Annotated in this window: 14 protein-coding genes, 1 tRNA gene and 2 pseudogenes; 4 read left to right on the top strand and 13 right to left on the bottom strand. The window is 54.3% G+C overall.

Annotation, left to right across the window (positions count from 1 at the left end):
• Positions 1-55: 55 nt before the first annotated feature.
• The 3 genes and pseudogenes from NK55_RS08985 to cgtA form a co-directional block, all read right to left on the bottom strand.
• Positions 56-1,326: pseudogene (locus NK55_RS08985) on the bottom strand (sensor histidine kinase).
• A gap of 5 nt (positions 1,327-1,331) precedes the next feature.
• Complete coding sequence (locus NK55_RS08980) at positions 1,332-3,854, bottom strand: CHAT domain-containing tetratricopeptide repeat protein (RefSeq protein WP_024125420.1); 2,523 nt, start codon at positions 3,852-3,854, stop codon at positions 1,332-1,334.
• 38 nt (positions 3,855-3,892) lie between these two features.
• Positions 3,893-4,903 carry an Obg family GTPase CgtA gene (gene cgtA / locus NK55_RS08975; RefSeq protein ID WP_024125419.1) on the bottom strand — a complete coding sequence of 337 codons (1,011 nt, stop codon included), beginning with the start codon at positions 4,901-4,903 and terminating at the stop codon, positions 3,893-3,895.
• A 199-nt stretch (positions 4,904-5,102) separates the two neighbouring features.
• Here cgtA and NK55_RS08970 point away from each other — a divergent pair, with 199 nt between their 5' ends.
• Positions 5,103-6,473 (top strand): LCP family protein, encoded by a 1,371-nt coding sequence (locus NK55_RS08970; protein ID WP_024125418.1) that lies wholly within the window; start codon positions 5,103-5,105, stop codon positions 6,471-6,473.
• 47 nt (positions 6,474-6,520) lie between these two features.
• A pseudogene (locus NK55_RS14235) lies at positions 6,521-7,365 on the top strand (ROK family protein).
• A 596-nt stretch (positions 7,366-7,961) separates the two neighbouring features.
• Here NK55_RS14235 and NK55_RS08955 read toward each other — a convergent pair.
• A complete protein-coding gene (locus NK55_RS08955; RefSeq protein WP_024125417.1) occupies positions 7,962-9,125 on the bottom strand; it encodes a pyridoxal phosphate-dependent aminotransferase in 1,164 nt (387 codons plus the stop codon).
• A gap of 104 nt (positions 9,126-9,229) precedes the next feature.
• Positions 9,230-9,302: transfer RNA gene (locus NK55_RS08950), tRNA-Glu, on the bottom strand.
• Between the two features lie 100 nt (positions 9,303-9,402).
• Between NK55_RS08950 and NK55_RS08945 the strand changes: the two genes are divergently transcribed.
• Positions 9,403-10,251 carry a glycosyltransferase family A protein gene (locus tag NK55_RS08945; protein ID WP_041429196.1) on the top strand — a complete coding sequence of 283 codons (849 nt, stop codon included), beginning with the start codon at positions 9,403-9,405 and terminating at the stop codon, positions 10,249-10,251.
• Here NK55_RS08945 and NK55_RS08940 read toward each other — a convergent pair.
• Entirely contained in the window at positions 10,248-12,242 is a 1,995-nt protein-coding gene (locus NK55_RS08940) for an elongation factor G (protein ID WP_024125415.1), read from the bottom strand. The genes NK55_RS08945 and NK55_RS08940 overlap by 4 nt on opposite strands.
• Positions 12,243-12,496: 254 nt before the next feature.
• Here NK55_RS08940 and NK55_RS08935 point away from each other — a divergent pair, with 254 nt between their 5' ends.
• Positions 12,497-13,498 (top strand): tetratricopeptide repeat protein, encoded by a 1,002-nt coding sequence (locus NK55_RS08935; protein WP_162147183.1) that lies wholly within the window; start codon positions 12,497-12,499, stop codon positions 13,496-13,498.
• A gap of 3 nt (positions 13,499-13,501) precedes the next feature.
• On the opposite strand, the gene hmpF is transcribed toward NK55_RS08935, so the two are convergent.
• The 7 genes from hmpF to NK55_RS08900 form a co-directional block, all read right to left on the bottom strand.
• Positions 13,502-15,148, bottom strand: coding sequence for a pilus motility taxis protein HmpF (gene hmpF / locus NK55_RS08930; RefSeq protein ID WP_255325242.1), 1,647 nt, complete (start codon positions 15,146-15,148; stop codon positions 13,502-13,504).
• Positions 15,149-15,462: 314 nt separating this feature from the next.
• Positions 15,463-16,659: a homocysteine biosynthesis protein gene (locus NK55_RS08925; RefSeq protein WP_024125412.1), complete on the bottom strand. Its 1,197-nt coding sequence runs from the start codon at positions 16,657-16,659 to the stop codon at positions 15,463-15,465.
• A gap of 5 nt (positions 16,660-16,664) precedes the next feature.
• Positions 16,665-17,465, bottom strand: coding sequence for a hypothetical protein (locus NK55_RS08920; protein WP_024125411.1), 801 nt, complete (start codon positions 17,463-17,465; stop codon positions 16,665-16,667).
• A gap of 22 nt (positions 17,466-17,487) precedes the next feature.
• Entirely contained in the window at positions 17,488-18,243 is a 756-nt protein-coding gene (rpaB, locus tag NK55_RS08915) for a response regulator transcription factor RpaB (RefSeq protein ID WP_071823306.1), read from the bottom strand.
• 235 nt (positions 18,244-18,478) lie between these two features.
• Positions 18,479-21,898, bottom strand: a complete 3,420-nt coding sequence (locus NK55_RS08910) for a phycobilisome rod-core linker polypeptide (protein ID WP_024125409.1) — start codon at positions 21,896-21,898, stop codon at positions 18,479-18,481.
• A gap of 217 nt (positions 21,899-22,115) precedes the next feature.
• Positions 22,116-23,102, bottom strand: a complete 987-nt coding sequence (gene thiL / locus NK55_RS08905) for a thiamine-phosphate kinase (RefSeq protein ID WP_024125408.1) — start codon at positions 23,100-23,102, stop codon at positions 22,116-22,118.
• A 2-nt stretch (positions 23,103-23,104) separates the two neighbouring features.
• Positions 23,105-23,614, bottom strand: coding sequence for a TIGR02652 family protein (locus NK55_RS08900; RefSeq protein ID WP_024125407.1), 510 nt, complete (start codon positions 23,612-23,614; stop codon positions 23,105-23,107).
• Between the last annotated feature and the right edge of the window lie 127 nt (positions 23,615-23,741).

Below are 23,741 nucleotides of genomic sequence, written 5' to 3'. Positions count from 1 at the left end.
TCCTAATCCAATTGGCTGATTTGGGGATAACTCTGGCGATGATCGTACCAGCGATCTAGCTTTCTTTTATTTCCGTTGGCAGCAGAATCGTAAAGCCGGTCCCTTGACCGACTTCGCTAGTAACCTGAATCTGACCTCGATGGGCCTGAACAATAGACTGGGCGATCGCCAGCCCTAAACCCGTTCCCTCGGACTTTGTGCCCTGAAGGCGATAAAAGCGATCAAAAAGGCGGGGCAGTTCACTGGCAGGAATCCCCGGTCCATTATCGGCAATTACCACACGGTAAAATTTACCCTGTTGATCCAATCTCACTTGAATCTGACCACCCGCAGGGGTATATTGCACGGCATTACTGAGGATATTGGTTAACAAGCGACTGAGATGATCGGGGTTGCCCCAAAGGCGATAGGCTGTCGCTTCTGAGGTTTGGGGATCTGCCAGCTCCAACTCCAGTTGCAGGTGCTTTTGTTCAATCAGGGGCATCTGCTCCTCAATCACCCCCAAAAGAATCGCATCGAGGTGGCAGGGTTGGGCCTGCAGGGGAATCATGCCACTATCTTGGCGAGCCAGAAACAGCAAATCATCCACCAAACGGCTGAGGCGACGACTAAGGCGTTCAATGACCAGAAGTTGTTGCCGTTGGGCTTCAGGATCCGCAGTGGCTAAGGCAACTTGGACATTGGTTTGAATCAGGGCCACGGGGTTACGCAGTTCATGGGAGGCATCGGCGGTAAATTGCTTCAAATAGGCATAGGATTGCTGCAAGGGGGCAATGGCTAGCCGTGACAGAAACCAGCCACTAATACTCACCAGTGTCAGCGTGATGGTAATACCGACTAAGAGATCCCAGAGGAGGGCTTGACTAGGTTGCGTCACCTCGAACCAAGGATGGCTAACCCGCAAATAGCCCAGTAGGCGATCGCCCACGACTAAGGGCACCGTCATCTGCCGTAGCCAGCGATCCTCGCCCACCTGTACCGTTTGCGCCGTCCGACTCAGATGCAAAGGCAGATCAAGGGGTTCTGAAAACGTGCTCCAAGCCAACTCCTGATTTGGGGTAAACCCCTCAAGGTCAATGTGATCTTCCTCCAGTGCCGCAATGGGACTACTGCCTAAACTGGTTTGCCAATCAATTGCTTCTGCTGTGCCTGTGTCAATCATTAGGGAGCGGCTCACCACCTCCACAACGTGGCTAAGGGTGTCATCAATCCGCTCGATCAGCGTTCCCCGCACATAAAAAAGAACCCCGTCGCAAAAATGAGGAGCAGGAGTGCCGTTACTCCTACGTACCACAGGGCTAGACGGTATTGAATCGCACGAACCATCGTCATCAGGGCAATGCTAAGGGAGACCAATCACCACTGGACACAAACGCTGCCCAATAGTAGGGAGATTCCTCCTTGAGTCGCTGAAGCTGGACTTGCCGCAGGGCTTCTGTTCGCCCCATGCCTCGGTGCAGGTTTTGGTAAAAGGCTATCATCATATCGCGGGTTACTCGATCATCCACTTTCCACAGGGTACTCACCTGCGATCGCGCCCCAGCCAATGTAAACGCTCGCCGCAACCCATAGACCCCCTCCCCATTCACCACCTCCCCTCGCCCCGTATCACAGGCGGATAACACGACTAACTCTGTGCCACTGAGATTCATGCTGGTTACTTCCAAGGCAGTCAGGAAGCCATCATCACCCTCTGAGCCACTCTGGCGTGCGTTAGATGCCGCCAAAACCAACCCCGATCGCAGGAGGGGGTTTTCAAGGATGCCTTTGTTCCCCGAAGAAGCTAGAAAGAAGCCGTGAGTAGCCAAGTGGAGAATTTTAGGGGAATTTGCAGCTTTAACCGCTGTTTCGGTGGCCGCAGCTTGGAGTAACACTTGGGCTTGGGGAAGGAGCGCCCTCAGGGCTTGCGCTTCCTCCGCTGTCCCCGGTAGGGGAGTAAAAGTCAAACTCCGCCAATCAAGGGAGTGCATCGTTGATGAAGAGGCATTTCCAAAGGAGCGATCAAAACTTGGGTCAGCAATAATCAAAGGGGTATTAGCAGTTACAGATCGGGATTGGAAGCGCAGAAGTTCGCGCCCAGAGGTCAGCAATGTAATCAAATAGGATTCCACCAGATAGCGCCCTTGGGCATCCACAAGCGCCTGAAAGGGAATAGTATTCAACTCCCCATCCGGCGCAATGAGCAAATGAGTTGCATTGCCAAGCCAGGGACGAATGGGAGTAATCACCTGCTCAGCAAGAGCTTGAGCCGCCTGTTGAACTTCAACCTTGGGTAAACGCGGGTCAGCCAAACGGAAACGGCTCTGGCGTACTTGGGCATCAATTTCAGCAGCAGTGCCCAGATCTTTTCCGAGGGGTTGACCTCTAGGACGCAATACATAGACGCCATAGCGCGGCTCACCAAAGTTCTGTGTGCGCAAGTCGTAGGGTCGATAGCGAATAAACTCGAGCAAAGCGGCATTGGCCGGAATCAACCGTTGAACCGCAGCGATGGTTACGGGTTGAGTGAGCTCGCGAAAGCTAGCACTGCGCAGACTCAGTTCGGCTTCCAGTTGACTGGCTTGGGTTTCAAGCTGCTGCAGTTGGGAGAAAGCTGCTGGCGCTGCCGAAGCAAAGACGAGTTTGGCAATGGCTGTGCGCAGTTTGGTCAGCTGCTCAAGCTTCGCTTGATCTGGAGCCGCTAGTTGCCGTTGCAGGCGTGCTTGGTTTTGACTGAAAAAATCGAGTAACCGCCCCTTGCGGCGCAGAATGGTTGTCAGAGCAAGGGCAGTGGCCTCAGGGTGCCGGGGCAGATGCTGGAGATGGAGTGTGAGAATGGCATTGGTACTGTCTTGAAATGTTGCCAAATAATTGCGCTTGTAATCCTCGGAACCCACGATCAGATTTTCACTGAGGTTCTTTTCCTCAACCTCCTGTACGTTTTGCAGCAGGGCAAGGGTTTGGGTAAGATTGCCCTGTTGCCAATAGACAGCAGCAAGGTTACTCAGGGCAAGGGCAGTATTGGGATGGTTGTGCCCTAGGCGGGATTCGGCGATCGCTAGTGTGCGTTGATAGAGGGGGAGTGCTGCTGCATAGTTGCGCTGATCAAAATAGAGCGTGGCTAAATTATTCAAGCTAGCCGCAATATCGGGGTGACCTGGGGGCAACGTTTGTTGGCGAATCTGCAGGGCCCGTTGGTACAAGGGCAAGGCGGCGGCGTAATTCTTTTGCTGTCGATACAGGCCTGCAAGGTTGTTCAGCGTTGTTGCCACATAGGGACTTTTCTCCCCAAGGGTTGACTCCACGATCCTGAGGGCGCGTTGATATAAGGGCAGAGCGGCTGCAGTCTTTTTTTGCTCAGTGTAGAGGAGAGCCATGTTATTGAGGATGATCGCCACCTCAGGATGATTTAATCCTCGGGTCTTTTCGGCGATCGCCAATGCCCGCTGAAACACTGGCAACGCAGCATCATGGTTCCCTTGGGCACGGTAGAGATTGGCCAAGTTATTTAGTGTTGCAGCCACCTCCAGTTGATCTGACCCCCCCGCCCGCTCATAGATAGCCAATGCCCGCTGATAGAGGGGGAGTGCTGCTGCATAATTTCCTTGGTCAACATGGAGCTTTGCCAACTGGTTGAGACTCGCTGCCAAAAAGGTATGGTTGGGGCCTAGGGTGTTTTCCACGAGGGTCACAAAGCGCTCTGCTAGGGAGATAGCAGCCTGCATATTGCCTTGTTCCCGCAGTTGATCAATTTGAGTGGCAAGTTCCTCAAATTGCTGGGGGGATGGCTGGGCTAGAGTTGGAACCCACAGCCCCAAAATCAGACTACTGCCAAGGGCGATCGCACCCGAGACAAGGCATCCTCTGGTGTTCATTTTTTTCCTTGGTAGTTCCTCAACAGCACCCGTCGCAATCAAGAATACTGATGGGCAACGCTGACCCCCAGTTCCTGCCAAACAGCCTCTAAGAGAGGCTCTAACCCCTGACGAGCTACCGCCGAGATGGCAAAAACCCGTTGACCCACGTAGGCAGCGAGGGTCTCCTGAATAGTCGTGATTTGCGAGGCATCTAGGGCATCAATTTTATTCAAAGCTACGATTTGGGGGCGATCGCCCAAGCCGTGCCCGTAGGCCACCAACTCATCGCGAATCGTTTGGTAGGCAGCCACCACATCCTCAGCCGTGGCATCAATCAAATGCAGCAGCAGACGGGTGCGCTCAATATGACGGAGAAACTCATGCCCCAACCCCAGCCCAGCATGGGCACCGGCAATCAGACCCGGAATATCGGCAAATACAGTTCCATCGCCATTGGGTTGGCGGACAACTCCTAAATTGGGCACCAAGGTTGTAAAGGGATAATCAGCAATTTTGGGTCGCGCTGCTGACAGTACTGAAATCAGTGTGGACTTGCCCGCATTAGGCAGGCCAATAATGCCCACTTCGGCCAGTAGCTTCAGTTCTAGCCGTAGATGCCGCTCTTCCCCCTCCAAGCCCGGTAGGGCATAGTCTGGTGCCCGCTGATGATTGCTGAGGAAGTGCTTATTCCCTAACCCCCCTTTGCCTCCCTTAGCCACCAGCAGCGTTTGACCGGGGGTAGTCAAGTCTCCCAGCAATTCCCCGGTTTGCGAATCCCAGACCATTGTGCCGCAGGGCACCTCAATCACTAAATCCGCACCACAGGCACCGGTACGGTTATTCGGTCCGCCCCGTTGGCCATTTTCGGCCTTGAAAACATGGGCATAGCGAAAGTCCAGCAGCGTTTGTAAATTGGAGACTGCCTTGAGAATCACCGAGCCGCCATTGCCGCCATTGCCCCCCGATGGCCCCCCTGCAGGCACATACTTTTCACGGCGAAAGGCAATAATGCCGTCACCCCCTTTGCCGGCTTTGACGTGAATTTCTGCAAGGTCAATAAATTGCATGTTGGCCGCAATCAGTTCCTGATCGGTTGGATATTTGAGTCATATTTGAGTATTGTATGCTGCCAACTTGTTGATAGTTCTTTTTATGAGGACGACATAGACGCCCAAGGATGAAACTCCCTATCGAAGACCCTTGATGAATGTCCTAGGAGAAAAGAGCAACATGGTAGGCTTAAGGGAATTTTAGGGTGGCGAGGCAATGGTGTTTATTCGATGGCAACGCCAACGACAACCGGCTCCGCCTGAAGAAGGGGTCCTATTTTGGCGACTGGTGTTGTGGCTAGGGGTGGCCTTGATCTCCGGCAGCCTAGGGGCACTCTGGGGGCTACTCAGTCAGAGCACACCGCTCATGCAGCGATCACTCAGCAGTCAGGAGTGGCAGGCGTTTCAACGGGGCGATCGCTGGACAGGGGCAAGGCTCCATCAGCCGCTAAATTTATTGCTCATTGGCTCTAAGGTCTTAACTTCCGACTTAGATCACCCCCCCGACCCCAACCTGACCTACCATGCCCTAGTTAATTCCGTTGAGGGGCTATCGGACTCACTTCTACTGGTGCGCTTTGACCCAGTGCAGCAACGTTTAGTGATACTATCAATTCCCCGCGATACGCTGACCTTTATTCCCGGCCGCGGGGATGCCAAAATCAACGAAGCCAATGCCCTTGGGGGACCAGCGTTGGCGGCAGCAACCGTCAGTGAGCTGTTGGGAGATGTGCCCATCGATCGCTATTTGCGCATTAATGTTCAAGGAATCGAGAAACTCATTGACACCCTTGGGGGTGTGACCCTGGATGTGCCCATAGCTATGCGCTATCGCGATGACAGTCAGCACCTCCATATTGATTTGCAAGCCGGACGACAACACCTGAATGGCAATCAAGCCCTGCAATTTCTGCGCTTTCGCTATGATGCCCTTGGCGATATTGGCCGTGTGCAGCGACAACAGATGTTTTTGCGGGCATTGATGGAGCAAACGGCTCGCCCGGAAACCCTTGCCCGTACTCCCCAAATTCTCAGTATTATCCGCGAAAACTTGGATACGAATCTAACAGTTGGAGAACTGATGAGCCTGGGTCAATTCCTTACCAGCTTGCCGCGATCGCGGGTGCAGTTTCTGCTGCTGCCGGGGAACTTTAATGGCAACACTGATGAAGTGGCAGTGAGCTATTGGTTGCCCAATTACCAACGGATTGCTTGGCTAACGGATCAGTATTTCCGTGACACCCCTACTGCTGATCCGCGCGAGACGGGTTTGACCTCCCCTGCCCAAGTGCAGATTGCCATTCAAAATACTACCCTGCCAGAATCATTAGTCACGCATCTGAGTGAGCAACTGGCAACCGCTGGTTACCCCTATCCCTTGGTAGCGGAGCCATTCCCCCAACCGATTCCGATTACGCGGATCATTGCTCAGCAGGGGGACTTGGCAGCAGCGCGTCGAGTGCAGTTATTACTGGGATTTGGAGAAGTGCGGGTGGAGAGTACGGGTGTGCTAGCATCGGATGTGACGATTCAACTGGGCGACGATGCCCGCGATCGCCTGCAATTGAGACAAACAAAATCTCTGTGAGTGAATCCTACGTTATTGGCGTTGATCTAGGTGGCACTGCCATCAAAATGGGGTGTTTTAGTCCCAAGGGGAATTGTCTCCATTCCCTGGTGTTGCCGACCCCTCAGCCCCCTTTTCCAGAACGGGTGATCAAAGCCATTTTGCAGGGGATGAAAGAACTGGATAGTGAGAATCGGGCGTTGGCGATTGGTATGGGCGTACCGGGACCCGTGGATGCCAGTGGTCGCATTGCCCGCCGTGCCATCAACCTTGACTGGTACGAAGTGCCTATTAGCGATAGCCTGGAACACCAGACGGGCAAACCCACAGTGATTGGTAACGATGCCAACTGTGCCGGCCTGGGGGAAGCATGGCTAGGAGCAGGGAGTCAGTTCAAGGATTTAATTTTGCTCACGTTGGGGACGGGGTAGGGGGTGCCATTATCTTGAATGGGGAGTTGTTTGTTGGTCGAGATGGCACCGCCGGCGAGTTGGGGCTGATTACCCTCGATTACAACGGGCCTCCCTGCAACAGTGGCAATCGCGGTTCCCTTGAGCAACACGTTTCCGCCCAAGCCCTGCGGCGGCGTTGGGGCTGTGAACCCCATGAGATGGCAGAGCGGGCCAGCAATGGCGATCCTGAGGCGATCGCCCTCTGGCAAACCTATGGCCGCGAATTAGCCGCTGGCATTGCTAGCCTTGTGTATGTGCTCACCCCAGAAGCAGTGATTATTGGTGGGGGGATTAGTGCCGCCAGTGATCTCTTCTTTCCCTCGATGATTGCTGAATTGGAAGAGCGGGTGCTGCCCACCTCCCGCCATAACCTCCACTGTTTGCGAGCAACCCTTGGGAATTACGCAGGCATTGTCGGTGCAGCCAAACTGGCATGGCAACATGTCAAAGCGCATCCCTAAGTAGCCTTACCTAGGATCTTACCTAGGATTAAGTGACACCACTTGGGCAAAGGCTATGACTCCTCCAACCCCTGGGGATAGCTCGCCGCTACTGCTCAATGTCCCCAATGCAACGGTGCTTTGATCAACTCTGCCGCATCCTCCTGAGCTGCGCCTAGAATTGACCAGACTAGTGAATTGATTATTCTGCCACCCACAGGGGGCAAGGGAGTAGCCAAAATTTTGAGCTGATTGTGGAAGTGGGGCTTTGGAACCGGCAAAGGCCAATGGGGCGGCCAACCTTCCCCAGATATCTCTGGGATTGCTAACTCCCCCCTAGCGGGTGTTGATCCGATGGGCCTTATCCCAATCTGCCGGATTTTGTTGCTGAGTTGCGATCGCCCTCGGATCCTATTGGATCCTATTGACCGCTGCCGCACCAAAATGCAGGCGTATCGGCCACTGGGGGTGTCCTTAGGAGTGCTGATCAATAGCCAAGACCGCTAAGGAGAACGCTAGCGTCCCCAAGAGGCAGTGGTTGGTTTAGACTCGCCGGAGAGGGTTGATTGCAGCGAGGTGCTGCCGGGGTTGCTGCTAGCGGTGGGGCGGTTGTGGACTTAGAGCCGCTGGACAAATTTTGCTAGTCGGGTCAGGCCTTTTTCAATCGTGGCTAGATCCGTGGCGTAGGAGAGGCGAATGTGATCATCCATGCCAAAGGCTTTACCGGGGACGGCGGCCACTTTTTCCTCCGCCAGCAGGCGATCGCAAAATTCCACGGACCCTATGCCTGTTTCGCCAATATCCACAAACAAATAAAATGCTCCATTGGGTTTAAGACAGCGCAGCCGCGGAATCTCACAAATCCCTGCATACATATAGGCACGGCGCTCGCGAAATGCCGCCACCATCTCAGCCACACAGGTTTGACTGCCTTCTAGGGCCGCAAGGGCACCATACTGGGCAAATGTACACACATTTGAGGTGCTGTGGCTCTGAATTTTGGTTGCCACTTTAATAATCTCCGTTGCCCCTGCTAGGTAGCCCACCCGCCAGCCGGTCATGGCATAGGCCTTGGCAAACCCACTGCAAACAATCGTGCGCTCAAAGGCGGCCCCACTGACTGCGCCAATGCTCAGGTGTTGGGCACCATCGTAGAGAATTTTTTCATAAATTTCATCAGAAACGACCCACAGTTGATGCCGCACAACCACTGCCGCCAGCTCACGAATTTCCTCAGGTGTATAGACCATGCCCGTGGGGTTACTGGGGGAATTGAGGACAAAAAGCCGCGTCCTGGGTGTAATTGCCTCCTCCAGTTGAGCAGGGGTAATCCGATAACCTGTTTCCGGCGTGGTTGCCACAATCACTGGCGTACCACTGGCTAGATGCACCATTTCCGGATAACTCACCCAGTAGGGGGCAGGAATAATCACCTCATCGCCGGGGTTGATCAGGGCCAGCATCAGGTTAAAGAGGGCCTGCTTGCCGCCATTGGTGACGAGGATGTTTTCCGCACGATAGGGTAGGTGGTTGTCGCTGTTGAGCTTGGTGGCGATCGCCTGCCGCAGAGCCGGTTCCCCTGCCGCCGGACCATAGCGAGTTTTACCTTGATCGAGAGCTGTTTTCACAGCCTCACGAATGTGGGCAGGGGTGTCAAAGTCGGGTTCGCCCGCACTGAAGCTACAGACATCTTCGCCCGCCGCCCGCATTGCTTTGGCCTTGGCATCCATCGCCAACGTTACCGACGGCGTGACCCGCATCACCCGTGTTGCCCAGTCCATCCTTTGTCTCCTGCACTACTTTCCGTATTGTGGCACTTTGGCAGGAGAGCGGCGAATCAAATATCCACCGTTCGTCTTGTTCATGTGAGGTTGCCCGTGTGGGATACCCCCAGGGGAATTCGAATCCCCGTCGCCTCCGTGAAAGGGAGGTGTCCTAGGCCACTAGACGATGGGGGCAAGACTCAGCATTAGTTAATCTAGCGAATACCCTGAGCGTTTGTCAACACCTCGGGCAATTTTTGCATCGAAGCCCCTCCTAGGGAGAAGATCAGGGCGAGTGACTGAGGGACTTGCTGTGGAACTTGCTGGCCTGCGTTCCTTCTCGATTGTGATGCCCGCCTACAATGTGGTGAGCCAGCGGGGAGAAACGATCTTTCGCGAAACCCTTGAGAGCATTGCTGCCAGTTGCCGCTACCTCCAACGGCACTTCCCCTACGCCACTGAGGGGGAATTCATCCTGATTAGCGATGGTTCAACGGATCGCACCTGCGATGTGGCGATGGCAGGATGGCCAAATGCTGTCCCTCTGCAATTGGTGGGCCTACCGACGAATGTTGGGATTGCGGCGGCGCGGAACATTGGGGTGCGCTTAGCCAAAGGTGAGGTGATTTTTTTCTGTGATGCCGATGATTTGTACCGCCCTGAGCACCTGTTTTTAGCCCTATCGGTGTTGAATCAGCCCTTGCCGGCACCCTATGCCCCGGCCTATTTTGGGGCGGTGCGCACGGGGGTCTATTGTCGCGATCGCCTGCATCCCTACTGGCACCAGAGCCTCGAGCAAACCTTGGTGCTGAACCTGGCTGTGCGCCGCGAAGTCCATGAGTTTATTGGCGGCTTTCCAGAGGATGAGGTGTTTCGCCAATTTCGCTATGGGGCTGAGGATGTGGCCTATGCCTATTGGTTGCACCAGTTTTGCCACACTGCCCGCCTCGAGCAGCGGACCGTTGAGTATCGCCGCTTTCCCAATAGTTTCTTTGACCGTCAACTCAAGAAATTCCAAGCCGCTCCCGGCACCGTGGCCGATGACCTTGATGAGGGCGATCGCCAGCGGGAGGCGCAGATTCAGGAGATTATGGCCACACGACTTCAGGAATTGCAGGCCAAGGCGGCTCAAGGAGTGGCCTAGGCGTTTTTGTGGCGCTGGACAATCATCGCGGCCAGTTTCTCCGGTACTTCCTGAAGATGGTCAAATTGCCAATGGAAGCCACCAGTGCCCATGGTCAGCGATCGCAACTCCACCACAAAGTCATGCATTTCCGCTTGCGGTAAATAGGCCTCAATCTGTTCCCAGCCGGGCCAACCCTCCTTACAGCTGTAGCCCAAAACCTGACCGCGCCGCCCTGTTAAAGCCTGCATCACCTTAGCGGTAAAGGCTTGGGGCATCCACACCTGTACCGCCATGATGGGTTCTAGGAGTTGCGGTTCACACTGGGGAATTCCCGCTTGCATAGCAAGGCGGGCTGCTTGGCGAAAGGCTTGCTCAGAGCTATCCACAGAGTGGTAAGAGCCATTGGTGAGGGTAACAGCCACATCCACAATCGGAAAGCCCAAGGGGCCTTGGTTCAGGAATTCGCGCACCCCCTGCTCAACACCGGGGATATATTGCTTGGGAACAACGCCACCGACAATGGTTTCACTAAATTGGAAGCCGCTGCCGCGCTCTAGGGGAGCGATATCGAGGTATACATCCCCAAATTGGCCGTGGCCACCGGTTTGATGTTTATAGCGGCCATGGCTATTTTTGATACTACGGCGAATGGTTTCCCTGTAGGGGACTTGGGGTAGATGGGTTTGCATCGGTAGGTTATATTTGCGACGCAGGCGATCGAGGGCAATCTGCAAGTGAATTTCACCCTGTCCCCAGAGAATCATTTCATGGGTATCGCCATGCTGTTCCCAATGCAGCGCCGGGTCTTCCTCAAGGAGTTTTTGCAGCGCGCCAGTGAGCTTCACCTCGTCACTCCGTTTACTGGGAGTCATGGCCAGGGCATAGACCGGTTCCAGTTGTGGTGCACAGGGCAAAGGGGGTACCTGACCACTGCCACTGAGGGTCTCACCTGTACGAATGCCCTCCAGCCGTGCCAATAGGACAACCTCACCCGCCGTTGCTTGCCCCAAGGATTCTAATTGCGTGCCCTGGGCACGGTAGATGCCCCCCACGCGCACCCCATTCAAGCTCATGCCATCGGTCAAGGTGCCCTGCCAGACCCGCACAAGGGAGAGTTTGCCACCTCCTTGGGGTACATAGAACGTCTTGAGCACTTGGGCGAGAGGCTCCTCACCGTTGATCTGGCGATGGGCAGCGGTTGCTGTGGCATCGGGTGCTTCGCGATCGAGGGCTGCCAATAGGGGGCGCACACCATCGTCCGTTTGGGCACTGCCAAAAAAGACGGGCACAATTAAGTCGGCTCCCAACTCCCAGCGCAAATCCGCCATGATTTCACTTTCCGGTGGTGCAATATCCTCCAGGAGTTCTTCGAGGAGGTGATCATCGTAGTTGGCCAGCGCCTCTAGGAGCTCTGCCCGCGCCGCCTGTTCGACGGCTTGTAATTCCGAAGGAAAGGGGACTAAATCCGCCGCCGCCCCCGCATGGTAGTGATAGGCCTGCTCCGTCACCAAGTCAATGTAGCCCAAGAGGTCATCCCCCTGCCAAATGGGGTACTGGTGGGGCACAAGGGGACGGCTGGACACTTGGCGATAGGCGGCTAGAATCTCCATGTAGGGATCATGGGCACGCTCCATCTTGTTGACAAAAAGGATATGGGGAATTTGCCAGTCATCGAGGAATTTGAATAGGGGGGTTAGGGTAAAGGCGCGATCGCTCAGGGGTTCACAGACCACGATCGCCATGTCCACACCCACAAGGGCATTGAGGGTTTCTTGGAGCAATTCCACTGAGCCGGGACAGTCGAGAAGGGTGAGGTCTAGCTCCCCGTACTGGGTATGGACAACATTCAGTTCCACGCCCATCTGGCGATCGCGCGCCTCAGGACTGGTATCCAGAAGACTACTGGCTTTCCCGTTGGTGGCGCGGGTAAGGCGCAAAATACTTTCTGCAAGGGTCGTTTTGCCACTGTTGTAGTTGCCCACAAGGGCAATGTTGCATCGTCTCGCCATCGGACACCTACCTTACTAATTCCCTTACTAATTGGCCTGATTTGCCATGGGGGTCAAAATTGTCCAGAATAGACCCTTAGTTTGCTTTAACTAGATCTCTTAACCCTTGGCGATCGCCCTTGGCGGAATTTGCAGTATCTCTTAAGGGAGCTGTAAACAACCGTTAAGTTGGGGTTAACGTTTGCGAGGAGGACTCACTCACAATGCGCTTCAATTCCCTTTTGTGGGCTAGTATTGCCAGTCTTAGCCTTTGGATGGCATCGCCAGTCCACGCCAATAGCCAAGTGAGCCGGCTGATGCAGGAAGGGCAGCGGCTAGTGGAAGGAGGAAACTATGCCCAAGCCTTGGCCATTTATCAGCAACTGCTCCAGAGTGAGAGCCGTAATCCTCGCCTGCATTCTGCCATTGGCTACATCTATGCCCAGCAGGGACAATTTGCCGAGGCTGCCCGTGCTTACCAACGCGCGATTGAGCTGGATCAACAAAACGCTGATTTTTACTATGCCCTGGGCTACAGTCTGGGGATGATGGGGGAAAACGACGGTGCTGCTGCCGCCTACCGCCAAGCCATCCGCCTGAATAACCGTAATGCTCAAGCCTATGAAGGACTGGCGGTAATTCTCGCCCGCATGGGGGATCCCCAAGGCGCCATACAAGCCTACCGCGCCGCCCTCCGTCTTGCTCCCCGCAATTGGTCAGCTCAAAAGGGATTAGGGGTTTTGCTGCTCCAACAACGCAATATTCCTGAAGCCCTCAGTAGCCTGCAACAGGCGGCAGCCCTTGCCCCCGGCAATGCCTCAATTCAACTCAATTTAGGAATGGCACTCCTTGCGGCCGGCGATCCTGGCAATGGCTGGCAGGCAATTGACCGCGCCGCTAACTTGGGTCAGCGGGATGCAGATCTGCTACAACAGGTGGCCGAACTGGCTGCGGCAGCGAATCAACCCGAGCGAGCGATTCAAGCCTACCGCCGCCTGATTACCCTGCAACCCGAACGGGTCGCCACTTACTTCAGTTTTGGTGAGCTGTTAATGCAGCAAAATAATCCCCTGGAAGCGGCGGCGATTTATCGTCAAGCCACGCAGATCAACCCCAAGGATCCCGAAGGATTTTACCGCTTGGGGAAAGCCTTGGCAGCCCAAGGGCGGCAGCAGGAGGCCCGCAGTGCCTATCAAGTGGCTTTGAAGCTGTACCGTGAGCAAAATAACCCCACAGGGGAAACCAAAGTCCGAGATGCAATGCGGCAGCGGCACTAGGGGCTAAGCCCCCTGCCCCAGATTCATAACCACCTGCTGCAAGTCAGAAATGAGGGCACTGGGGCGGCCATTGAGGATATTTTGGTTGAGTCCCTCTAAGCTTTGGCGCAGGTGATTGAGACGATCTTGAACGGGTTGTAAAATTTCCCGCAGCAGATTTGCCTGTCCCCGTTTGGCGGCGAGTAAACGTTGTTCTTCAATCAGTGCCTGTTCTTCTTGGCTCAGTTGATCTTTTTGCTGCTGTTGCAGCTTGCGGCGCTCTTCGAGGTCGTGGCGCAAACTTTCGAGATCGGTATAGGCCTGCTGCAATTCCTCTGCGAGTTGATTGACGGCCACACTGTAGTCCTGAAACTGGTGTTCAAGTTCACTGAGAATGGGAATGAGGCTAATGCCCTGCTGCGAGGCCGGATCTTTGCGGGCCTCTAACACTTGCTTGTGAATTTTGTAGATCGCTTCTTTTTCACGAATATTTTGCCGTTGTCCCTCAAGGGCCTGATTGAGCAGATTACAGCGCTGGCGCTCATCCTCTAGTTCCCCCGCCAGTTGCAGGCGATCGAAGTCACTGGCTTCTTTAATTTTTTGCTCCAGTTCTGCTAGGGACTCCAGAGCCATTTTTAGCTCTTCTTCTTGATCGTTGACAAAGGCAGAAGCACGCTTGAGGTCATTGCCTCGGTTGGCCACTTCTTTTTCGAGTTCCTCCATGGGCATTTTCATCAGGGCATTCACATCCACTGCCTCTGTGAGATCACTGACCATGGCTTGGCGCATTTGCTGGATCATTTCCTCCTGTTGAGCAAGGAGGTGGCGTTCTTTTTCAAGAACGGACTGTTTGTAGCGGCAGAGTTCCTCCTGTAGGGCGATCGCCCGACTGTCTTGCCAAAATTGTTCTTGAGCGGTGCGCCAGGTCTCCTCCTTTGCATGGAAAGCTTGAAGTTGCTGCTCTAGGGTGGCTTGCCGCTGGCTCACTTCCTGCTCTAGTTGCTCCAGTTGCTGCCAGTATTGGCTCAGCAAGGCCTGCTGCTGGTCTAAAATTTGGAAACATTCGGCGATTTGGGAACCCCCACCACTGCTGAGGGTCTCTGCCAACTGCTGCACAATCGAGTCCACTTGGCGAATTTGTTCTGGGGATAGGCCATTGCTGTGGCTTGATCTGAGTTGTTCCCAGCGCTGCTGCTCTTGATGGACTTGGTGGCGTAAATTTTCAAGGGCTTGGCGTTCCGCTTGAATCCGCTCTTCCTCTGCGGTCAATTCCTCCCGTAGTTTGTTGAGTTGTGCCAGCTGCTCTTCAGCGCCAGCCAGTTGTGCCTCTAGTTCCTGGAGTTCTTCTTTGCGCTGCTCAAATTCCTGTTCCCGTTGATTAAGCGCTTCCGCCTGATATAGGAGGGATTGCTTCCAGCCTTCAATTTCTTCCTCTTGACTTTGGAAACGCTCCCGCATCCGTGTAAAGCCGTGCAAAATACCCGTGAGGCGGCGAGCCGCTTCATCTACGTTTTGAATTTGGCGGTTAGCGGCCATTTCCACAAAGACCAGCACGCCATTGCCGTAGTCGCGACTATTGTCAAAGGGAATCGTTTCTTCGTTTTGGGGGACAGGGTGCCAGTAGCCCGACTGCTCACGCATCAATAATTTCAACTCGGATCTCGTCCCCATAAAACCCGTTTTTTTAATCACTTCGGCGAGATACTGCACAGCCTTTGACCTCTACCCTAATGCTGAGACTGACACACAACTAGAACATGCAACAACCGTAAGAATACGTATGATGGATTTGAGCTGATGAAGGATGCAACTTTTGGGTTGTCCGCGATCGCTGGAATCCAGAGCCCTATATCTTTATTTTATTAAACACCGCTCCGTAAGAGTTTATCAGTAGTCTGAATCACGTAGGTCAGGCACTGCAGAATTCCAAGGCCAAGGCGGTTGAACTATTTGTCAGTATAGCGAAAGGAGGGTTGCCACCCTCACTAATCCTCACTGACAGCGGGCATCCAAGGTTGTTGCGGTAAAAAGGCGCGATCGCGCGGCAGAGGGGCAATGGGTTCTGTCAGGGTAAAACGACCACTGTAAATCCAATCCTTGAGGACTTCGGCAATGCGTTGACTCAAGTAGAGGCTGGTCAGGGGAGCAGTGCGCACGGTTTTGCCTTCAATTTTGATGCTGCCGGACTTGAGTTGGGCATAGTTGACCAGGCCGAAGGTGGGACGTACCCGGCGAGGAATTGAAAAATCAATAATCGGTGCCACTACGTCCTCATCGCGAATGGCACAGCGGGCAATGACCTCTTGATCCAACACCGGCAGCGGAACCCCCACCCCCAGCATCAGAGAGGCCCCATAGTGCTTGAAATAGCAACCGCGCACCCAAAAGGGATCCATTTGCTTGGCATCACCAATGAGGGCAAGGGTTGCGGCTGGACCAATGGGGGTGTCGTTGGCCAGGCGTTTTTGCAACGGAAAGTGTTGGGTGCCTTCCCAGGCCACATAACCAATGCCACCACCGAGGAAAATGCGCGTGCCAATCCCCACCAATCGCAAGTAGGGATCATTCAACAGAGGTGAGAGGGCACCGCCACAGGCATAAACGGCATTCCCCAATTGCGGTTGCAGTGGACCCAGATAGGTATAGAGGGGGCGATCGCCCCCATTCACACCCACAATAAAATTTTGATACAGATTGCGGGGATTATAGAGATAGAACTGGTTGATGGTGTCTTTGCTAATCACCGTTTCTAAACTGGCGCGGGGATAACAATCCGTAACACAGCCCACCGCCCGTAGGGGAATGGCTTTACCCGCAATCAAATCGGCAATGACATGGCCACCCCCCCGTTCCCGCAGACTGTCGGCTTCTCCTGCTTCAGAGTTGGGATCCAGCGATTGGGCCGCCCCAAGGTACAGATCCACAGCGCCAAAACCACTGTAGGCGGGAATGCCATCAAGCCAGCACTGCCGCAGTTTAATGGGCGGATCTGTCGGTCCCAAGTTAATGATCGCCCCGGAGGACTCCATGGGTTCAAACGTACCCGTCGTAATCACATCCACTTGGCGGGTTGCTTCGGCAATGCTCAGGCTTTCAAGACGGGCTTTGAGTTCTGCCAATGTCCAAACCGTGGCTTTGCCTGCTGTAATCTTTTCATTAATTTCGGCAATAGTCCGTTCCACAGGGGTTACCGCAGATCTTCAGGATGGCGAATTTGCCAAGTACCATCGGGGAGCCGTGAGACTTTGCCCCCTAGGCGCTCAATATTTTCTATGGCTGTTTGTCGCGAGCGATCGCTGACAGCATTGACCAATGCCCAAATCCAGGCATTGATCTGGGCCATGCGACTGTCGGGATCTCGCCGTAGGGTTTGTGCCAACGAGCGATAATACCCTGCTGCAGCACGTACCTGTGGCTCTGGATTCAGTTCTGCCCAAGCCGCCGCGCGATCGTAGGACTCCGCTGCCGCTCGGCCGTTGCCCAAAAAGAGCAATTCATCCATAGCCCGAAACACCCATGCCAAGTAGGCCGTTGGTTGATAGGCGGGATCCATAGCAGCCAGCCCCCGATCCATCAAAGCCACAGCGGTTTGTGGCTGTCCTGCATACACCGTAATTGCCGTCGAGAGGTAGGGATAGGTTTGGGCAAAGCCGGGATCCTTGGCAATAATCACCTCAAAGAAAGCAGGTACGTCGTCGTAACCCGTGACTTGGCGGGCAGCAGAATCCCCAAAAAACTGCAGAAATTGCAAAAATGCCCAATCGGCAACTAAATTGTCAAACCCAAAGGAAGGTAACTTTGCCAAAAGCTGCATTTGAGTAATGGTTTGAGCATTCTGGCGCTCATATTCGGCATCGGTGAATTGTTCGCCCGTTTGAGCTTGTAATTGACGCAGGGCATCCTGCTGCATAAAGGCAACAATGCCTAGAGCCACAGCCGTCAGACCTAGACCCACCACCTCTGACCAGCGCCAGCGTTTTTGATTCATGGCTCACCCTCAAGCCAAGCAGCTATTGATTTTTGTTGCTTGCTTCTCCCGGTTCAGTAATGCGCTGAAAGAGATACCCTGTGCCCCGTGCGGTCAAGATTAATTCTGGATTACTGGGGTCTTCCTCTAATTTAGCCCGCAAGCGGGAAATGTGGACATCCACCACCCGTGTATCCACATGGCGTTCGGGGGTGTACCCCCACACTTGCTCCAGAATTTCTGCGCGGGAGAAAGGCTCGCCCGAGCGTCCTACCAGCAATTCCAAGAGCATAAATTCCATGCCCGTGAGACGAATGCGCTCATCCCCCTTGTAGACCTGCCGCTTATTGGTGTCAATGCGAATATTGCCCACCTGAATCACCCCGGAGCTAGGGATGCCAGAGGTATTGGTCTTCTCAATGCGTCGCAGTACCGAGCGAATGCGGGCTTCCAACTCCTTGGGGGAAAAGGGCTTGACCACATAATCATCGGCCCCCAGTTCTAGCCCCGTAATGCGATCAGCAACATCGCCAAGGGCAGTGAGCATAATAATCGGGACATCCGATTCCTTGCGCAGTTCTTGACAGACGCCATAGCCATCTAGTTTCGGCATCATCACATCAAGCACCACTAAATCTGGCTGCTCCTGCCGAAAGGTGGTCAGGGCTTCCTCGCCATCGGCAGCAGTGACGACGGTATAGCCAATCATTGACAGCCGAGTTTCTAAGATGCGACGAATACTCGCTTCATCGTCAACAACGAGTATCTTTTCTTTGTGGGTCTCCAAAGTAACGGACACTCCTACTCAATGGGGACAGCAATGGATAGAAATTAAAATGTGAATTTTTGTACTCTATCATTTTTTACTGGTTATAGAAAGACTGCCAACCCTTACCAGGAGGGGATTTTGCGGGTTTTTCAGAATTGGAAATCTTTAAGATATTTTAACGTGGTCTTGTCGCGCAAAAAAGCGGACACCCCTACAGGAGCATCCGCTAGTGGATTGATTCACAAGTGGTTAGTGGCAGCGTACCCTAGTCGCGATGACTGGGCTGAATCCCCACCAATGAGGGCGAGAGGCTCGACCAGGATTGCTTCACCAAGTCGGCATCGGCTTTGACACTGCCAATGTAGTTGCCCGCTGGCAGCGTCGGGAAGCGTTTGTAGGGCACGACATCTTCGCCAAAGTAGCGGCTGTACTCAGGGCTATTTACCATCGTTTCGACAGCAGCCTTGAGGCCTTGATCCGCCAAGATTTTGTTGTATTGGCGAATTTCCGCTTGGGTGGCTGGGGCGCGACCAAGGAGGTGACGGAAGAGGAACTCAATCACCTTGGTGTTGGGATAGGGGGTGTAGAAGCGGTTGCGATAGATCTCCGAGCTGGCCAGTGTACGCACAAACTCGCGGACGGTAATTTCACCATTGCGCAGGCGGCTTTCCAGATCAGGGCGCCGGAACTGGCTCGGCACTTGGCCACTAAAGACATCCATCACTTGGCAGTAGATGGCATTGATGACCAGCTCCACTTCAGCACTAGGGGCACCCACGGTCATGCGGAAAATACGAGCGGGACGGCGACGGGTGGTACCGACCCCCACTTCCACCGATTGACCATCGCCATTGCGGAAGGAGCGTCCCAATTCGATAAAGCGGGGCTTGCTGGGATCCGCTTGACGGGCTTTAGCTTCTTGCTCGGCGATCGCCCGACTAAGGAGCGGCAGCTTCGTGTTATCGAGGCGAGGTTTGACCGGCGCGAAGCTGGGCACGACAATCGCATCACTTTGCTTCGTGAGTTGATTGTGCAGTTTCTCAGTGTTGGGGAAGTTGGCCGCTGGTAAGGTGGGGAAGCGACGATAGGGCACCGTATCTTCACCAAAGGCTTCAGCGTATTCAGCACTACTGACGAGGGCTTGGACAAAGGCCTTTAAGCCCTGGGTGGCAAGAATTTGGTTGTAGCGGCGAATTTCCGCTTGATCAACGGGTGCCCGCCCCAAGAAATGTTTGGTACCCAGTTCAATGACTTTGGTGTTGGGGTAAGGGGTGTAGAACTCCTTCTGATAGAGTTCAGAGCAACCCAAGGCTTCGATGAACTCCTTGAGGGTGATCTCGCCGTTGCTGAGCTTGGATTCAAGGGCGGTAAACTCATCGCGAACAATGTAGGGGGCAACATCCCGCTCAAAAACCTGACGATAGGCCGCCTGAATCACCAGTTGCAGATTTTGCTTGTCGTTGAGATCCGTGAGCTTGAAGACCTTGGTCTGCTCGCGGCGCTTGCTCACCCCTTGATTGGCACGGAACTGAATCGCTGGCTCAGTGCGCAGTTCGGTGACCGCCCCCAGTTCGACAAAGCGAGGTGTTTCTTCTTTTTCAGGGGGTACACCAGTTTCGCCAATTGTCCCCACCCGTAGCGATCGCAGAGCCAGACCCTGGGGCGTAATGTAGCGCTCGTAGGGAACCGTATCTTCACCAAAGGCTTCACTGTACTCTTGGCTGTCAATGATGGCATCCACCAAGCCATAGAGACCTTTCTTCGAGGCAATGTCAAAGTAGGCATTCATCTCTTGGCGACCATAGGTGGGACGACCCAAGAGGCGACGGTGAATATATTCAATCGCCTTCGTGACGTACAGTGGTGTCCAGTAGAGGCTGCGGAAGAGGTTTGACTTGGCCAAAATCCGCACAAACTCACGGACAGAGATTTCACCGTTCTCCAGTTTGATCTCAGCGACTTTTTGGCGCTGCCCTTCATAGACATCACGGCCAAAAACTTGGAGATAAGCGGCACGAATCACTCGCTGGGTCGAACTTTCAGCAAATTTGACACTGTCGCCGCCCGTGGCGATGGAGCGCTTGCCAATGCGGGCATTGATGCTGGGAAGCTGATCCAGCTTGAAGACCTTTGGCCCTAGGGTACCGGGGGTGACACCACGGGCTGCTGGATTGCTCACCTGATTGTTGATCCCTGGCCCGCGCGCAATGAGAATGCGGCGGGTGTCTTTGTTGAAGGGTTGAGGGCGAGTCCTGGAGTTTTTCTTTTCTTTTGGGAAGATGGCGCCAAACTGAATTTCCAGGGGATCGTTGCCGGACCCATAGGGGTGTTGATCTGGCAGGGGCTGATCTTGGGCAGCAAAGGTAGTGATGAATTGGGGAACTTTGCGGAAGGGAGCACTGTACTTGAAGAGATCCTGTTGGGCACCCCAGTTGCGACACTCTTGGGCCTCTTGACCCAGACCCCGCAGATAGGGCACCGTTTCTTCGCCAAAGTAGTCGCTGTATTCCTTGGAATCCACAAGGGCATCCACCAAGGCAGGGAGACCCCCCTTGGAAATAATGGCAAAGTAGGTTTGCACTTCCTCGCGGCTAGAGGGCCCACGACCCAAAATGTGGCGGAAGGCGAGTTCTAGGGCACGGCTGTTGATATAGGGTTCGTAGAAGTTTTTGCGGTAGAGAGGCGATTTGGCCAGTTGGCGGATGAACTCCTTCATGGAGATGGAGCCATTTTTCACCTTCGATTCCAAGTCGGAGATACCCAAACCGTAGGCCCGGGAGATGTCGCGCTCAAAGATTTGCCGATAGGCGGCCTTAACTACTTCGTTCTTCTCGGCAGCGGATAGCCCTGGCTTCATCACAAATTTGGGACGACGCTCGGCGGCATTGAAGTAAATCTGTGGCAGCTGCAGACCTTGTAGATCGGTGGAGTTGCGCTGCCGCACCTTATCGGAGGGGGCGGGGGCAATAAATTCGTTGATCAGAACGTCAAAGTAGGTTTCGACAATGCCCTTGGCTTCGGCGTCTTTTTCAAAATAGCTGAGAGCTGCCCGCCGCATTTCCTGCAGGGCAGCAATCGTGGCATCACTGGAGCAAGCAGCCTCAATGATTTCCCGCAAGCCGCGGGTATTCACCGCCAGAATGTTGGGATCACCGGCCACAATGGCGTAGGTGGTATAGCGCAGGAACCAATCCAAGTCCCGCAGGGATTTTTCCATGCGCGCTGGGCCATAGCGGGCAATGTTGATCGGCTTGAAGCCCACGGGCGCACCGCCACTGGACGCACTAAAGATGGAGCGCAATCCCTCTAGGAACCCACCACGGGTGTCCACATAGGTTGCGGTTCCCAGCTTCATGGCTTCTTTCATGTCAATGGCTTCGCCCCTTGCCCCAGTGGTGAATTGGGGGGCTTCTTCAGTTTGGGGACGGGAGAGAAAGGCCATGGGGGAACCACCGACAAAGATGCGGTTGGCAGCACGGGAAACAATGATGTCGGCGTTGCGGGTGAGGGTGGTGGCAATTTCAAGGCGTTTTGCCCCGGAGCGCAGATAAACAGCGAGTTCAGCCAGTTCACCCCGATTCAGGAAGCGATCCTGCTGCTCGGCTTGGATAATCGTTGAAACGGGGACTGTTTGATAAAGTTGCGGGCGGGCAACCGAGCTTCCACCACTTGCTTTGACAACCATGGTTACTAAGAGGCTCCCTTTACTTTTAGTTAACGCGCTAACTTAGATTAGAACGATTCGGGGGTGGCTCGGTATTTTTTAAGAAATGTATAAATTTATGGGGATTTGCTGGCGATCGCCCCCAAGTTTTATGAATTTTTGTAATATTCCTTGACGGCTGCGCCTTCCCTGAATACCCATTGCTGCAACTGTTGCTGTGCTTTAACCCACTAACCCCTTAAAAGTGCTGAAAGAGGCGATCGACTTGGACGGGTAATAATTCACCATTGAGCCTGAGTTGCACCCTTTTTTCAGGAATAATTTCGCCAACCATGGCGGCGCGTTCACCCGCTGCTCCACAGAGAGCCTGAGCCAATTCTGGGGAAAGGCACAATACCAATTCAAAATCCTCACCGCCATAGAGCGCCCAGTTCAGGGCCTGCAGGCGATCGCCATAGTCCACTATCGGAATCCGCTCTGCCCAAAGAACCGCCCCCACCCCACTGGCTTGACAGATTTGCAGGACGGCAGCCGCCAGACCATCACTGCTATCCATGCCGGCAAGCCGCGGCGGGGGGACCTGTTGGCGCAGCCAGTGGACAATATCCAACCGCGGTCGGGGACGTTGATGGGCTTGAATCCATGCCTGCCGCAGTTCTGCAGGGACGGTGCTTGCCCCCTGGGGATACAAAAGGCATTCGAGACCCGCTCGAGAGGCCCCATGAACACCCGTTACAACAATGACATCCCCCACTTGAGCGCGATTGCGATAAATAATCCGTTCTGGCGGCGCACTGCCCAAGACCGTGATGCTGAGACTGAGGACACTAGAGCGACAGGTATCACCACCGATAATACTGGTGCCGTAGGCCTGAGCACAGGTAGCCATCCCTTGGTAAATGCCCTCAATTATTGCCACAGGACAGTTGCGAGGTGCTGCTAGACCCACGGTTAACCCCAAGGGCAATGCCCCCATGGCTGCAAGGTCTGATAAATTGGCGGCCAGCGATCGCCAGCCAACATCCTGAGGTGTCATGGTGACGGGGGTATCGGTCATCCCCAAACTAAAGTGCACCCCCTCAACCAGCACATCGGTACTAACAATGAGTTGTTCCCCAAGGGGTAGGGACAACACCGCTGCATCATCCCCAATCAATTCCTGGTGGCAATAGGGGCGCAGGCGGGCAATCAATTCTAGTTCGCCACAGTCGGCGAGGGTGAGCATCACTAGTCAAACATCCGAAAATAGGGGGGGCGAATGGGGGCACCGGGTTCTTTTTCCAGATCAAAGTTAATCACATCCCAGCGCTCCTCTTGGCTAGCGGGGGGGCTAAACTCAACGGGCAAGCCAAACAGGCGCAGCATTTGCGGATCTGTGGTGCCTCCCCAAGGGGTACTGCGTTCGAGGTAGGCGCAAAAGAGATTCCGATAGCGTTCGGCAATAATGACTTTGGTGGCACGGTAGCCTTGGGTGTAGAGACGATCGAGGGCATCGTGGATTTCAAAGCGAATGCCGTCGGGGTGGGTGTGCTGGCGATACCATTCGCCTTCCCAGAGACGCCAAATGCGACCGGATTGCAGGTGCATCAATTCGCCGGTTTTGGCATCTGCTTCAAAAGGGCCGTGGCGCGGGCACAGGTAAGTATCGGTGAGGGTCAGAGCGGGAATGATTTGCCGACAGTGGGGACAACGGATTTCAGGACCAAAGATCGGGTAGTGAGAGCCGGATGAGATCATGGACAGTTACCACACAGCGGCAGTAAATCCACCGCGATCGCTCTTAATTATAACCAGTTCACCTCAAGCCAGTAGGCTGAGCACGTCTTCTCCGATGAAGTTTGGGCTACCCTTAAGGGGTGACAGG

Origin of the sequence: Thermosynechococcus sp. NK55a, assembly GCF_000505665.1 — a bacterium.
Classification (GTDB): domain Bacteria; phylum Cyanobacteriota; class Cyanobacteriia; order Thermosynechococcales; family Thermosynechococcaceae; genus Thermosynechococcus.
This window is presented reverse-complemented; position numbering and strand designations above follow the sequence as displayed.

Coding starts and splice junctions, on each gene's coding strand:
- NK55_RS08980 (WP_024125420.1), bottom strand. CDS start 3,854: ATGAACACCAGAGGATGCCTTGTCTCGGGTGCGATCGCCCTTGGCAGT.
- cgtA (WP_024125419.1), bottom strand. CDS start 4,903: ATGCAATTTATTGACCTTGCAGAAATTCACGTCAAAGCCGGCAAAGGG.
- NK55_RS08970 (WP_024125418.1), top strand. CDS start 5,103: ATGGTGTTTATTCGATGGCAACGCCAACGACAACCGGCTCCGCCTGAA.
- NK55_RS08955 (WP_024125417.1), bottom strand. CDS start 9,125: ATGGACTGGGCAACACGGGTGATGCGGGTCACGCCGTCGGTAACGTTG.
- NK55_RS08940 (WP_024125415.1), bottom strand. CDS start 12,242: ATGGCGAGACGATGCAACATTGCCCTTGTGGGCAACTACAACAGTGGC.
- NK55_RS08935 (WP_162147183.1), top strand. CDS start 12,497: ATGGCATCGCCAGTCCACGCCAATAGCCAAGTGAGCCGGCTGATGCAG.
- hmpF (WP_255325242.1), bottom strand. CDS start 15,148: ATGGGGACGAGATCCGAGTTGAAATTATTGATGCGTGAGCAGTCGGGC.
- NK55_RS08920 (WP_024125411.1), bottom strand. CDS start 17,465: ATGAATCAAAAACGCTGGCGCTGGTCAGAGGTGGTGGGTCTAGGTCTG.
- NK55_RS08910 (WP_024125409.1), bottom strand. CDS start 21,898: ATGGTTGTCAAAGCAAGTGGTGGAAGCTCGGTTGCCCGCCCGCAACTT.
- thiL (WP_024125408.1), bottom strand. CDS start 23,102: ATGCTCACCCTCGCCGACTGTGGCGAACTAGAATTGATTGCCCGCCTG.
- NK55_RS08900 (WP_024125407.1), bottom strand. CDS start 23,614: ATGATCTCATCCGGCTCTCACTACCCGATCTTTGGTCCTGAAATCCGT.